Below are 14266 nucleotides of genomic sequence, written 5' to 3' on the forward strand. Positions count from 1 at the left end.
AGATCAGGAGGAGGAACTCATAGTCCAAAGACCAGACAGATATACGGATGCAGACCTGCCATATACATTCCCCAAGATCTACATAATTATCTTTAAATAATGTATTCATGATCAGAACAATACACTAAAATATCGCCTGGTTGACAATTTAGTGCCTTACAAATTGCCTCCAATGTGCTTAAACGTACAGCTTTTATTTTACCTTGCTTCATAATTGACAAGTTTGATAGTGTGATGTTTGTTAATTCGGACAGCTTGTTAAGACTCATCTTTCTTTTTGCCATAACGACGTCTAGATTTATCACAATGCTCATTATACTGTTAATTTATTTTCTTCTTCCAATTCAATTCCCAGCTTAAAAATTTCGATTGCTGCGAACAACGTTATTGAAGTAAACAACAAAGCATAATTTAAAGATGGAGATAGTGTTACGAATTTGCCAATAGCTAGATTAGTTTGGAAGAATTTATTGGCAATTAAGGTAAATACAAACTGCATAATAGGAATTACTAAGATTATTGCTGCAATTACTCTTAAATGATTAAGATTACTTTTAACAAAGTTTTTATCCGTCTCGAAATTTTTAAAGATCTGTTTTATTTTATAGGTAATAAATATTACAATCCCTATGCAAATTGTATAAACAACTGTCATCAGAGCCACATTTTGCCAGCTGGATTCTAGATGAAATACTAAAAAACCGGCATAACTGTCAAGCCTTGCATCGGCAATATTTGTATTCACAGCTTTAATACTCATGATGTTTGTCTGAGAAAAACTTACAGGAAACATTACGACAATTTGTGTTCTAAAGTTAGCAGATGCTAAAAATAATGATAGAAACGATACACCACATAGTATTTCCAAATACCATAGAATAGTTATCATCTGGGATAGAATTTTAAATTTGGTTCTTGAGGCTGGCATAATATTTATTTTATTTTCAAATTTAATAAATATTTATTGATTATCAATAAATATTTATTATTAATAATACTTTTTTTCTTGGTAAACTTTTATGGTGATACTATTGATAGGGTACTGCCGTCCATATTATTTGAAAGACCATATCAGAGCGATTCATTTCAAAACACCGTAGATCTCTCGATCAATATATCGGCTTAGAACTGCAAGATTTGTCTAACATCGCTAATATGTTATTATTTTTTAATCAATTCTTTCCATTTTTTAGCAGAATTAAGGTAACAATTTAAAATTGTTACAAAAGCCTTTATATTCAACCAATCTTTATTACCGCGATCATTGGATAAGTGATCGGTTATTGCTTCGAAACGCGTTTAACCTAATATATTTTTACATTTAAATTCACAATCCAATGAAAAAAAAGTTTTTTTTAGAAGATCTTTCTAATGAGGACATGTTTTCCTCTTTTGAAAATCACAAACTCCCTACCTTGGCCTCCTCAAATCTAAGAGGAGGAACTTCGACTACCTTATGTAAAACAGACGAGGGCTTTTTAGACAGAGATACTGAAGGTCCAACTGCAGAAAACCTCAAAGACAAAACTTGCGTCCCTAAAGTCCCTGACTAATTGCTTTAACTAACTTTAATTTGTTAAACGTAACTTCTGCTGCAAGATGCGCAACATGAAGTTTATTGAGTTCAGCTACTGGTTGTTCTAAAAGAATAATCTAAAAATTTGAGCTGCGCAAGTCTTATTTAAATTATTAACCCTTAAAAATTTTTAAACAATGAAAAAAAACATTGAACTGGAAAGCCTATCTAATGAGGATATTTTCGGAACTTTCGAAAAAAGTAGACTTAACACTTTGGCAACAAGTAATATCAAAGGTGGCACAAGTACAACTCTATGCAAAACAGACGAAAGTGCTTTAGATGAAGATACTTATCACTCACAGGAAAGTCTTAAAGATAAAAGATGCTCAGGAACTATAACTGAACCACTTCCTTAACCGTATTTAAAATCATGAAAAAATTAGAAGATTTAACAAACAAAGATTTGTTTTCGACCTTTGAGGATCATAAAGTAACTAGACTTCAATCAACGAATTTGAGAGGCGGAACGAGTACTGCCTTATGCAAAACAGACCAAAACCTAGCTGATCCCGATTCTGAGGCTTCTCAAGAAAACCCTAAGGATAGTCGCTGTAAAAAGGTTACCCCTCCTGTTCCAGACTAAATAAGTTCGGTACACAGATCGCGAGTCTGTTATTTATTTTTGAAATAAAGATGTATTACAGGGAGTCTTGGATTCCTTGTAATATTCCATATTTAAATTCTCTCTTATTTGTTATCTTTTCCTTCTATGCGATTGCTCTTGCTTATCTTTTGTGCATTAATTTGCTGTAGTCCATTATTTGCCCAGCAATCTTTAAAAGTAGCTGGTTCCATTAGGGATTCTTCTTCACTAAAACAGATCCCTGGGGCGGTAGTACTTGCTAAAATCACCGGTCCCGGTTTCCAGACAAAGACATCTAACTTAATTACCAACTCGGAGGGTTCTTATTCTTTAAATATTCCGAGAAATCACCAATTGAGCATGCAGATTAATTCGATCGGCTATAAAAGTAAAATTATAGATCTGGTGGTTAATAGGGATACCACAATAAATATTTTGCTAGGACCGGCAATTATTGAACTCAAGGAGGTAAAAATAACCGACCGTTCAAAAGGTCAGCTTAAGTTAGTTCCAGGAGGCTTTAATATAATTACAGATACCAAAGCATTCTCACCATCGACATTCGTATCAACATATTTAAAGTATGTTCCTGGAATTACGGTTTCACCTAAGGGTTCAATTTCTTTTTTAGGTAATGACTTAAAAGTTTATGTAGATGGAATTTTTGTAAACTTATCTGGACAAGACCTGCTTAACTATCTTCATCAACTGACGGTAACCGATCTTGCGAGCATTGATATTCTTACTGAACCTGGTGCTAGTTACGATGCAAACAGCGGTAGCATCATTAATTTTAGAACCAAAAAGTTTCTCGCCGTTGGACTTCAAAATATTCTAGGTTTAGGCCTGACAACACATGATAAAGCCTACGTAAATAATTCTATGCAGTTCAGCAGGGGCAAATTCCGTATTGTTGGAAGTGTCCTGGCAAATCACAGTAATTTTTATGACAATACTTACTCTAGTTTAGTATCCAGTTCAATGCCGAATATAAATTCAGAGCAGGTACTAAATTTAGCAGAAACGCCACAAAATAATTTAGGATTAGATCTACGTGTAGACTATCGAGTGAATAAGAGTCTTCAAACTGGCTTTGATATATCTACCGATTTTGTGTCAAGTAATTACGACTATTCATACCATATTGTCAACAACAATGTAGCCAAATCTATCGCAACAAATTTTGATTCTGACGATAGAAGAACCAAAATAAGCGGTTATTTTCAAGTAGACTTGAAAAAAGGACAATTTCAAATTGATTTCTCGCACATTAACCAAAATGGAAATAGTGAGGTTATTAATAATTTGAAACCATTAACTAATCCGGGTTCCGGCATCACGACATTTAACTCCACTAGAAATGAAAATTATTTTATTAACCTTAAACAGACACATAAGTTTAGCGATAAACTTTCAATTACTGCTGGGTTAAAGTATACTAATAATCGTTTGAATAATAATTTTTCACCTGCGTTACAAGGAGTAGTTGAATCATCAATGACCGATTATAAAGAAGATATTTACGCGGCTTTTATTGAATCATCTTTAACTACGAAAAAGTTCTCCTTTCAGATAGGTCTCCGGGCGGAACACACCAATCTTCTTGTTATACAGGAAAAATCTTCACTGCAAACAAATAAAATTACTTACTCCAATTTGTTTCCCAATGTTGTATTCGTTATTCCAAAATTAATTGGCATTAAAACCCATATATTTTTTAATAGTGGAATCTCAAGACCAAATTATAGTCAGTACTTGCCGTTCCCAGAGAACTTTAATTTAAATGCTGTCGCGTACAATGTCGGAAATGTCAATCTAAAAGCTGCGACTACATATGGGTACGGGCTTAAGTTCAATAAAAATTTTGAGAAAGACTATTCAATAATAGCTATCTTAAAAAATACTAAAGGAATTAATCCGGTAATATCACTACCGTTTATAATTCAGGGTTCTATTTTCAACGCGCCGGTTAACCTTAATGATATAAATGTATACGGCCTTACTCTGATTTTAAGTAAACAATGGAAATCGTCGAGCATTACGGTTTCACCAGTATACGAAAAAAGATTTTTAAAAACTTCCGATGTTGCTTATGAGAATCAAAATTTATCAGTCAGTCTTAATGGAATAAATTATTTCGCAATTCACGCAAATTATAACTTCGAACCTATTTCAAAATTTTATGCCTCAGTAAATATCAGCTATGGGACTCGGCAGAACCAACCTGTGGGTATTCAGAGGGGATCAGGTTATTCTTCAATCAATGTAAGCCGGGGGGTTTTCAAAGACAAACTAAGTGTTAGTCTTGAGTTATCTGATCCATTTAATTGGTCCAGAAATTTTACTTACCAAAATTTTAACGGAGTATCTTTCGATAATCAAAATAAACCAGAGACTAGAATGCTTTACTTTTCTGCATCCTACACAATCGGCAGACTTAAACGGAGTAAAGCAAGTAGTTTTAGTTTTGAAGACGATTCAAGACTTGAAGAATTCAGAAAATAATATTCTCGCTCTCTGTCACTACATTTCACAATTTAAATGAAATTCTTTAAAAAATTCCCTCATTTCCAACAGTTAGAATCTAATGACTGTGGCCCCGCCTGTTTAAAAATTATTTTTGAACACTATGGATATTCAGTGCCATTCAAAGAAATCCGTAATAAAAGTAAGCTTGATTGGAAAGGTACAAGTCTCTATCGTATAGAAACAATTGCTAAAGAATACAAATTCAAGACTATTGCGATTAGCTGCTCTTGGGAAAAATTCTCAAAGGAAGCGATATTACCGGCAATTGCGATGATAAACCAGCGTCATTATGCAGTCGTTTATAAGATCACTTCCGCACATGTATGCGTTTCTGATCCGGCAATAGGTAGATTAAAATATACTATAGAGGATTTCAAGCGAATCTGGGAAACGGAATCTGGAGATGGAATTGCTCTTTTGCTGCACCCTACTGAAAAATATCGATCCCAAGAGACAAGCTATCAGAAAAGCCGCGATTTTTCTGATGAAGTTAGAAAATACATAAACAAAAATCAGCGTGCTTTTATATACATATTCTGCGGCCTGTTAATGGGCAGTGCAATCCAGTTATTATTACCTTTTTCAACACAAATTATCGTTGACGAGGGGATCGGTAATAAAAACTTAAGTCTTATTGTTATTATTTGTCTAGGACAGATGATGTTTCTACTATCAAGAGCTGTAATCGATCTTATCAGACGTTGGATATTAATACATCTAGCAACCATATTCAATATTTCCTTAATTCATAATTTCCTGCTTAAGCTTATTAAACTACCACTAGCATATTTTGAGTTTAGGTCTCACGGCGATTTACTACAACGGGTTGAAGACCATAAAAGGATAGACAGACTTATTAACTCATCATCACTAAATGCTGCATTTTCATTAATTACATTTATACTATATGGAATTATACTTCTGATCTACAACAAATATATATTCATATTTTTCATTTTGTTTAGTATCATATATTTCGCTTATAACGTTTATTTCACAAAATATAGAGAGTTATTAGATTATAAACGCTTCCAGAAATCTTCGGAAGCAAATGATTCTATATTTCAAATGATATTTGGAATAAATGAAATCAAAATATATCAGGCCGAATCACTTAAACTACACGAATGGAAACGCGTTCAGCATTCAATATTTAAGATAAATATCCAGTCAGCACGTTATTTAAATTTCCAGGAAGTTGGAAGCCTGGTACTTAGCGAAGGGAAAAACTTTGCAATCTTATTTTATTGTAGTTACCTAGTTATACAAGGACATCTTACCTTGGGAATGATGTTGTCTGTTCAATACATCATCGGACTGTTAAACGTTCCTTTATTTGAATTTATCAGATTTCTGAACGATTATACAGAGGCTAAAGCGTCATATGAAAGAATTGTAGATATTTATGATTTTCCAGATGAGCAGAGTGAAATCGCCGCCGGAGAAGAAAAACATATTTCACCATATTTCCCACAGCCGTTGGGACAGGTCGCTTATGAAGAAGAATTGTTTAACCTTAAAAGTGCTAGCATTGATTTCTCCAACAGAAAAACCAATGCTGTATTCGCCGACTCCAGTGACGTCGCTTCGAATCCGACACGCGAGTTTGCGCTTAACATCGAGAATGCTTCTTTTACTTATCAAAAATCTTACGGCGGCGATGATGAAATATTCGGATTACAGGAAATAAACTTCAAATTGGAAGCTGGAAAAAAACTTGCTATAGTAGGTTCCAGCGGAAGTGGAAAGACTACCTTACTTAAATTATTACTGAGATTTTATCCACTTGATTCTGGAAATATTTCCGTAAATGATGAAGATTTTTATAAAGTTCCAGTCGAAGAATGGAGAAGCTTGTGCAGTTCGGTAATGCAGGATGGATATATATTTTCAGATACAATAGCTAACAACATAGCGTTGGGCGATCCTAACCCCTGTAATGAGAAAGTACAAAGGGCTGCGAAATTAGCAGAAATACATGATTTTATCTTCACTATGCCCGGTAAATTTGAAACGTTTATAGGAAATAATGGGCAAGGATTAAGCCAGGGTCAAAAACAGCGCATTCTCATTGCAAGAGCAATTTATAAAGATTCACCTTTCTTTTTCTTCGATGAAGCAACTTCCTCCCTGGATTCGCTTAATGAAAGGAATATCATGGACAATATCTACAATCACTTATCCAGAAAAACTATGATAATTATTGCCCATAGACTGAGTACGGTAGTAAAAGCCGATGAGATCTTAGTTATGGATAAGGGCAGGATTGTTGAAAGAGGTACTCACCGGGAACTGGTGGAAAACCGGGGTTATTATTTTAATCTTGTTAAAAATCAACTGGAACTAGCAAAGTAATGAAGAAACTTTATACAACAACCGTAGTGCTTTATCTAACGTGTACAATACTTTTATTGACTTATCTTATCTCAGTAAAAGTTTCGATTACTAGCCTCTATAATGGGCAAGTGATTACTCTTAACGAGCTAAAGGATCAAAGCCTTAATAAAAGTTTAGCCAGTGTAATTTTTAAGTCAGATACTGAAGTAAAGTTTAATAAAGATAGTCAGGTTTTATTTGCTTATAAAACAGTATTAAATGATTCGCTTACATCATCGCAAGTCGAGGTCGAAAGCCTTGATGGAAAGGGTGCCAAGGGTGAGTGGGTAATAAGGTTTAATAAAAACTTTGTACCAGCCAAAAAAGACAACGGAAAAATATACGAACCGAAAGTTATAGTTCGCGATAAAAGCCCAATTTATAAAGTTTTATTGAAAAGTATTTTTAACCCATTTAATAAATGATTTTAATTTTTACCCAAAATTTTGAACCCTCGACCGATAAAGTTATAGAGTGGCTTAAATATTATAATAAGCCTTACATTCGGGTTAATTGTAATACCGATGCAATCAAGGATGTCTGTTTTGAGCTTTTAGATGAAGCGATAGATTCACAGGAAGGAGAAATTCCGAAGATACATATAGATAAGGTTGTTAAAAAATTAACAATTGGCCTGACGTCAGGCATTTCTATCGACCTTAAAACGATAACAAGCGTATGGTACAGACGTGGAGGAATGCCTTCCTATGACACCAGTTCTGTAAGTTTAGAAGCTCTTAAATCCAGTTTTTTTGTGCAGAAGACAAGGGAATATATGCGTGAGGAATACGATGAAATTGTTCGTTACATATATTTTTATTTATTCGAAAATCCTAGGATAAGGTCTCTTGGAAATCCTTATCGTACGGGTTCTGACAAGCCTCGGTGTCTTACTATTGCGAACCTTTTTGGCTTAAAAATCCCAGACATGTATATAACTTCTAATAAAAGTAATTTACGGTCACTATTAACTAAAGTTCATCATAGTATAACAAAGGGAATATCAGAACTATTTCTATTGTCCAAGGGTACTCTTAGAATTACTTCTTATACGAGCAATCTTGATCTGGATGATGTTGACAAACTGACTGAAAACTTTTTTCCATCACTTTTACAAAAGAAAATTTTAAAGATTGCCGATATCAGATCCGTTTACTTTCGAGGCGAATTTTATTCAATGGCAATTTTTTCGCAAGGTAACTCAAAGACGGACACTGATTTCCGCAATTATGATACTGTTACACCCAATCGTAACACTCCATTCAAACTTCCATCAGACATTGAGCAAAAGTTGTCCCGGCTTTGTAAATATCTCGGTCAAGATTTCTGCTCCATAGATATACTTATGGACAGTAATTATGATTTTTATTTTCTGGAAATAAATCCGGTGGGCCAATTCGGCATGGTATCAATGCCATGTAATTATTATATAGAAAAAAAAATAGCAAACTATTTATGATATTATTAGAATCTAAGATGGAATTTGACGAGCAGGTCAATCTTCCTTTGCCAATTTTGAAGGCGACTAAAATTAATATGGATAAAAACAAGACGCCACGCCACTTTTTTTTTACCAGTAAATCTTACAACACAACGGCGAGAGTTTGCATAGGTCATCATAAGCCAATTAGCAAAAATTTTCATTTGGATAAAATATTTAAAGATGATAAGTAATACAGAATACTTTAAGTTATACTCTACCTGTATGGTCGTACGCGGAGCACGCAGAAGTAGTATCTACGATTTGGAAAAGGAAGAATACCATTATGTTCCTAACGGAATGTCAGAGATTATTGAACTATTAAAAAAAGATTCATATTTGGATGTTTTAAAATCATTTGAACCGTCGGATCAAAATACAATTAAAGAATATATTACATTTTTACTAAATAAAGACCTGGGATTTTTTACTCCAAGACCCGAGCTGTATCCTGATATGGAATTGAAATATGAAACATTCAATACTATAACAAATGCCATCATCGATAGAAATGAATCGTCCTCGTATGATTTATATGCTGCAATAGAACAGTTAGACAACCTGAAATGCCAGGATTTGCAATTGCGATTCTATTCAAAAGTAGAAATAGAATACTTAGATCAGGTAATGGCATTCCTGAGTCAGACAGAAATAAGATCTGTTGAAATATTTGTACCATTCAATCAAGTGAGAAAATCTGTAGTTGGAAAATTCATCAATAAGTGGCCGAAAATAAAGTTGCTTTTAATTCATTCAGCACCAAAATCAGAGGTCATTCATCTAAATAAAAATAATTTTTACACCAGTAATCAAGGTAATGTCCTGGTAACAGAAGAAATTATCTCTTCTGAAAATAATTGCGGGTGCATCTCCAAATCATTCTTTTCTATCAATGTCGAAAGTTATACCGAGTCAAACCTATATAACTCGTGTCTGCATAAAAAAATAGGTATAGATTCAGGCGGTAATATAAGGAATTGCCCAAGTTTAACTCGCCAATTTGGCCCTGTAGATAAAACCCAAATCTCAGATGTGATACTCACTGATGAGTTCAAGAGTTACTCAAAAATAACGAAAGATCAAATCAACGTGTGTAAGGACTGTGAGCATCGATATATGTGTACAGATTGTAGGGCCTTTGTTACTGACATCCATGCAAAACCCGCAAAATGTGGTTACAATCCTTACCTGGCAAAATGGGAAACTAATTAATTATTAAACTTTGGAAAATATATTTAGATCATTTCTACAGAAATACTTTAATATCGATGATTTTAACAGTGATTTCATGACAGAAACGCTATTAACTCCCGAAGTTATACGAACAAATTTGCTAAAATATGGAATAAGATGTACTTATTTTGATTTGAACAGTATCGGAGATCGCGAAATTAATTTTCCATTCATTTTTCTTAATGACAAACTTAAATCTGCAAGCATTATAAGTTCCCTATCCAACGGAAAAGTGTGTACTCCTTTATTGGATACATTTTTAAATTTGTGTATTTCGAGAACAAAATTTCTTGGGGGAAATACGGGGATAATCTTTTTACTGTTAGACGAGCAATACAGCATCAGGAAGCGGCGGATTATATTGTTGTTACCGACTTCATTCATTATGATGGCAATCCTAATAATTGCTTTAACTGGTGTAATTATTAATGAAATCAATTTAATATACTTAATTCTTGTGAGCTGCCTACTCACTGCGCTACAGGTGGTTAATCAAATATATTGGCTTAATTCTAAAATCGATTCTGTTAATAGAACCAGGTGTGTAACGATTGCGACTCAGTGCAATAGTACAGATGAAGAGTCAAGGAGCAATAGATTAGATCTGAATCCTTTTTCAGCATTTATCTCAACTTTAACTACGACTTTTTTTATTGCGGGAAGTTTTACAAAGATTAATTCAATTAGTAGTATGCTCGGCATAATTGCTATATCTGGCTTATGCATTGTATCTGGTTTGTTTATCTATAATTTAACGCTACGTAATAAGCCCTGTCTCCAATGCTTTTCTCAGCATTTTTTGTACATATTATTATTTTTCGGTGTGTCGCTCAGCTTTATTCAACACGTCAAAACTGGTCTAGTGGATATTCAGATAAATCCAGGGCAATCAGTGGTTCTCGTTGGTATCGCATCAATTTTGTTTGCTTTAAACTATATGCTAATAAATCTGGTGGCAAATAAAAAGAAGAGGATGTCCAAGCAAAAAAGAATGGATATAATCAATAACAATCTTAATAAGATACCAAAACAGATTGCATCTGACTTTATTCAAGCACTTTTCCATTTAAACACATATAGCGGTCCGAAATCAAAATCTATTAATGATTATATATTAATTTTTTACGATCATGACTGTGCTCTATGTTACTCCGAAGCTATTGAGCTATATTACAACTACCAGTTCCAAAATTCAGAAGAAAAAACACTTTTGGTGCCTGTTTTTAGTGACGTTACAGCCCTAAATCTGATTCAGATATATAATGAATTAAGGATTGAGATTTCTGATAGAAAGTTGATGACAAATAAGTTAAATAAGGAAATATCTGATGAAAATCAAAGTTCGATATCAGTAACAGAAGAGGTGGAAAAATACATTGTCAGTGTAAACCTATTTATAAATTATACCTCCTTAAATAGCTTTCCTTTCGTATTGAATAGAGGTTTCGCCAGCCTTTGAGATTTTATCGTAAGATCTAATTTTCCAACTTTAATCAAGAAGGCTTGAGGCCTAAATAGACAATTTCCCTTTCTATTTTTGAATTTGGCAATAATGTTGTTTAGAAGAATTTTCATAGCGAAGGATTATAATCCCAATAAATATGCCGGCTTAATTTACTGACATATAGACTTATATGCAGCTATCAAAAGACCATATGCTAATTCTTAATCAAAACCTAAATTGTAGCAGTAAGTTCCTGTGCACTGACTATATATTATAATTTTTCCATTACAGACAATCAGATGTGTATGCTAAGCAGATATTTTCAATTCTTAAGCATAGCTTCCATATTGGAAATAACAGGGTAAACGAAGTAATAGTCTTCTAGAAATTCCTTAAATTTTGAGGCATAAATAAATACTCCATATTTATATTGCGTTTGTAGGTATCTTCCAGATCAGTTAATTCGGGCATTCCTTTAACATCCGGCATCCCTTTAACACAAATCACGCAGGTGATATACCAGAATTTCACAGCGGTAATTTTTCCTTTTGTCGGCTGAATTTTACGAATGACCATTAAGCCTTTAAGTAAAGCTGCAATACTTTTGTTGGATCACCATTTAGTTTTCCGTGAAATTCAGGCCTGATGTAAACAGTTTACCATTCCCTGGCATTGGTTTCCGATCTTTTCAGATGGCAGTGTTTGACCTCGTTAGGCCAGTACTAGATTTTTTTTCCAGGCCCGTTTTGCTTCGACTCGAAACTTTTAGACTCTTGTTTAAGTTCTGACTTTTGATTAGAACTTTTATTGTTTGCTTAGATCAGATAGGTAATAAATGTCTTTTCCCAAGGGATAATTTTGGCCGCAAAATTCAGTTTAAGGCCCGATGAAGATAGGCCATCTTTTAGGTTGACACCCATTTGGCGATTAAATCCAATCGGATCCATTTTATATTGATGGGGGAAACTTATAGCTAATAAGTCTTTCGGAAATGCTGTATCTGATCGTCCAATTCTTCTAATTGACGGTTTTTTGGATTATAAGGAATAGTGTAAATATTGGTGGAGTCATCAAAATAGTTTTCAATGGGAAAACAGACAAAGTGTTTTGGCATTGGAGAGATGTAATCACGTTAATTTGGTTTAATCTTATAAATGCATTTGTAGGCAAATACTACTAAGTTAATAAAATTTTGGAATTCGTTGCATTCTGTGGAAAAACTAACACCTATTGATCCCTCTTTACGAAAAATATTTTTTTTATTACTCATTGATAACTAGTTTATTTCGGAGGCTTTTAAAATCGGCGGAATGAGGTTAATCAAATGGGTTTATCCAGAATACTGTTAAACTTTTCCCTTTATCGGTGTTGAAAAGGTTATCATTTAGGTTTTTTATTAATCATTTTGCCATTATCCGGATTCTTTACATTTTTTTTTGAAATCAGATGATAATTAGGATAAGGGTCATAGGTCAATTAATTTTTTAGAAGTTACAAAAGTTAAAATACCATTTATTTTTAGGTACTACCCAGGTAGTAACCAAAAACTCTCAGTCGTCACCCCCAATTTTGAGTTATCATTTTAATAAGTATGTTATGGCAACTATCGAATTCATAACCAAAGAAGATTTGGAACAATTCAAACAAGAACTGTTTTCGGAACTAAGAAGACCGGGGCAAAAACTGCATAAAACAAGTGAACAAAAGGAATGGCTCAAAAGCTATGAAGTCGGCAAACTTTTGAGCATCTCACCTGGAACTTTGCAGAGTCTCCGAGATACTGGAAAACTTAAATTTAGTAAAATTGGCGGATTGATGTTCTACAAATATGATGACGTAGCACTACTGATCGAGGGAAAAAATAACAGTGCTCGCTACTGATTGCTACAACAACACTTTAATAATCCCAACAACCATTAATCAAGTAAAAATCCAAGTTCAGCACCACTATTCTATGGGCTACCTGCAAACACCCGAGTGTTTGGCAAGATGTATTTTTGTCCACATGACAAAAACATCTTGCCGCCCTTATGGTCGGAGCAAGCACTCGGAACTCGTGCCTGCCTGAACATTTGATATGTGCCAATATGAGTAGCATAAACAATGATAAGCGACGGAAAAATTTTGACTATCCCATCAGGACAAGGGTTAACAAAGAGACTTATCAGCGATTGGAAAATCTGCTTGCAGGTAGCACCTGCCAGAGCATGGGCGAACTTACCCGAAAACTCATCATAAGGGAAAAGATCAGCTGCACGCATAGGGATGTAACCATGAATGCACCCATGGAACAACTCACCAACATCCGAAAGGAACTCAAGGCCATAGGAATCAACATCAACCAAATCACACGGACATTTAATCACCTTTCTGTTAGCCATTCGTTCAGTCGGACAGAAAATAAAGTTTTAATTGCCATCTTTTATTCGCTGACTGATCAGCCATGTAGCCTCAAACAGTTTAACCAATTGTTCGTAAACGGTAATTACTTCAAATTTGGATAGTCTTTCTTCCACGAAGGAAGTATTAAGCGCATCGTGAAGCCATGTGTGCAGGATTTTTTTGTACCCGTCCAATTTATAGATCCTGAACATTTTCTTTAGTACAGATGAAGGTTTTACGATCTCCCGAATGCTCAGATTTTCAGGATAATCCCTTAGCTTCTTCCTTTCCGTTTTGATGTACCATTTTGCGATATCACTTTCCTGTTTGTCATCGAAGTCAAGTCTGCCAAGCTTGTAGTTTTTTAAGAGCCAGGCGGCCTCTATCAGCTTTATGGTCAGTTCGTAATGATAAACAAGGTAGTCTGGGCTACATTTTTTGGGTCCTTCGGATTCAAATGCAACATCGTTTCGCCAGCGTTTCAGCATCTTTAAATGATTGGGCAACCATGCGTGACTGAAAAACTCGTGTACCACTTTTATCGGATTGGTTATTTCATCATCGTTAAGATAAACAATCCTGTTATCTGATGTGTCTTTTGCCTGCTTCTTCATAGCCTTAAATATTGGTCTGTAATATTTTTTCGATCTGTACATGATC

The 14266-nt window shown here is 34.3% G+C and carries 15 protein-coding genes; 11 read left to right on the forward strand and 4 right to left on the reverse strand.

What is annotated here, in order from left to right; translation table 11 throughout:
* Nucleotides 1–92 precede the first annotated feature (92 nt).
* Together FFJ24_RS07830 and FFJ24_RS07835 are read right to left on the reverse strand one after the other, a co-directional pair.
* Nucleotides 93–314: a helix-turn-helix transcriptional regulator gene (locus FFJ24_RS07830; protein WP_138820928.1), complete on the reverse strand. Its 222-nt coding sequence runs from the start codon at nt 312–314 to the stop codon at nt 93–95.
* Nucleotides 314–928: a DUF2975 domain-containing protein gene (locus FFJ24_RS07835; protein WP_138820929.1), complete on the reverse strand. Its 615-nt coding sequence runs from the start codon at nt 926–928 to the stop codon at nt 314–316. The genes FFJ24_RS07830 and FFJ24_RS07835 overlap by 1 nt, the downstream gene beginning before the upstream one ends.
* A gap of 409 nt (nt 929–1337) precedes the next feature.
* On the opposite strand from FFJ24_RS07835, the gene FFJ24_RS07840 reads away from it, so the two are divergent.
* From FFJ24_RS07840 to FFJ24_RS26000, 9 genes are all read left to right on the forward strand, one after another.
* Complete coding sequence (locus FFJ24_RS07840) at nt 1338–1553, forward strand: hypothetical protein (protein ID WP_138820930.1); 216 nt, start codon at nt 1338–1340, stop codon at nt 1551–1553.
* Nucleotides 1554–1713: 160 nt separating this feature from the next.
* Nucleotides 1714–1935, forward strand: coding sequence for a hypothetical protein (locus FFJ24_RS07845; protein ID WP_138820931.1), 222 nt, complete (start codon nt 1714–1716; stop codon nt 1933–1935).
* Between the two features lie 14 nt (nt 1936–1949).
* Nucleotides 1950–2162, forward strand: coding sequence for a hypothetical protein (locus FFJ24_RS07850; protein WP_138820932.1), 213 nt, complete (start codon nt 1950–1952; stop codon nt 2160–2162).
* A gap of 126 nt (nt 2163–2288) precedes the next feature.
* Nucleotides 2289–4667, forward strand: coding sequence for an outer membrane beta-barrel family protein (locus tag FFJ24_RS07855; RefSeq protein WP_138820933.1), 2379 nt, complete (start codon nt 2289–2291; stop codon nt 4665–4667).
* A gap of 36 nt (nt 4668–4703) precedes the next feature.
* On the forward strand, nt 4704–7046 hold the full coding sequence (locus FFJ24_RS07860) for a peptidase domain-containing ABC transporter (protein ID WP_138820934.1): 2343 nt from the start codon (nt 4704–4706) through the stop codon (nt 7044–7046).
* Nucleotides 7046–7492, forward strand: a complete 447-nt coding sequence (locus tag FFJ24_RS07865; RefSeq protein WP_138820935.1) for a hypothetical protein — start codon at nt 7046–7048, stop codon at nt 7490–7492. The genes FFJ24_RS07860 and FFJ24_RS07865 overlap by 1 nt, the downstream gene beginning before the upstream one ends.
* Nucleotides 7489–8526, forward strand: coding sequence for a grasp-with-spasm system ATP-grasp peptide maturase (gene gwsG, locus FFJ24_RS07870; RefSeq protein ID WP_138820936.1), 1038 nt, complete (start codon nt 7489–7491; stop codon nt 8524–8526). Before FFJ24_RS07865 ends, gwsG begins: the two co-directional genes overlap by 4 nt.
* A gap of 204 nt (nt 8527–8730) precedes the next feature.
* Nucleotides 8731–9759, forward strand: a complete 1029-nt coding sequence (gene gwsS, locus FFJ24_RS07875) for a grasp-with-spasm system SPASM domain peptide maturase (protein ID WP_138820937.1) — start codon at nt 8731–8733, stop codon at nt 9757–9759.
* A 76-nt stretch (nt 9760–9835) separates the two neighbouring features.
* Entirely contained in the window at nt 9836–11239 is a 1404-nt protein-coding gene (locus FFJ24_RS26000; RefSeq protein WP_168202409.1) for a hypothetical protein, read from the forward strand.
* A gap of 366 nt (nt 11240–11605) precedes the next feature.
* Here FFJ24_RS26000 and FFJ24_RS07885 read toward each other — a convergent pair whose 3' ends face one another.
* Entirely contained in the window at nt 11606–11800 is a 195-nt protein-coding gene (locus FFJ24_RS07885; protein WP_138820939.1) for a hypothetical protein, read from the reverse strand.
* Between the two features lie 1020 nt (nt 11801–12820).
* Between FFJ24_RS07885 and FFJ24_RS07890 the strand changes: the two genes are divergently transcribed.
* The gene (locus tag FFJ24_RS07890; RefSeq protein WP_138820940.1) at nt 12821–13105 is read left to right on the forward strand and encodes a helix-turn-helix domain-containing protein; all 285 of its coding nucleotides are present in this window, start codon (nt 12821–12823) and stop codon (nt 13103–13105) included.
* A gap of 206 nt (nt 13106–13311) precedes the next feature.
* Nucleotides 13312–13728, forward strand: coding sequence for a plasmid mobilization relaxosome protein MobC (mobC, locus tag FFJ24_RS07895; protein WP_138820941.1), 417 nt, complete (start codon nt 13312–13314; stop codon nt 13726–13728).
* Here the strand turns inward: mobC and FFJ24_RS07900 are convergent.
* A complete protein-coding gene (locus FFJ24_RS07900; RefSeq protein WP_138820942.1) occupies nt 13633–14262 on the reverse strand; it encodes a hypothetical protein in 630 nt (209 codons plus the stop codon). The genes mobC and FFJ24_RS07900 overlap by 96 nt on opposite strands.
* Nucleotides 14263–14266: the final 4 nt, after the last annotated feature.

This window comes from Pedobacter sp. KBS0701 (assembly GCF_005938645.2).
Lineage (GTDB): Bacteria > Bacteroidota > Bacteroidia > Sphingobacteriales > Sphingobacteriaceae > Pedobacter.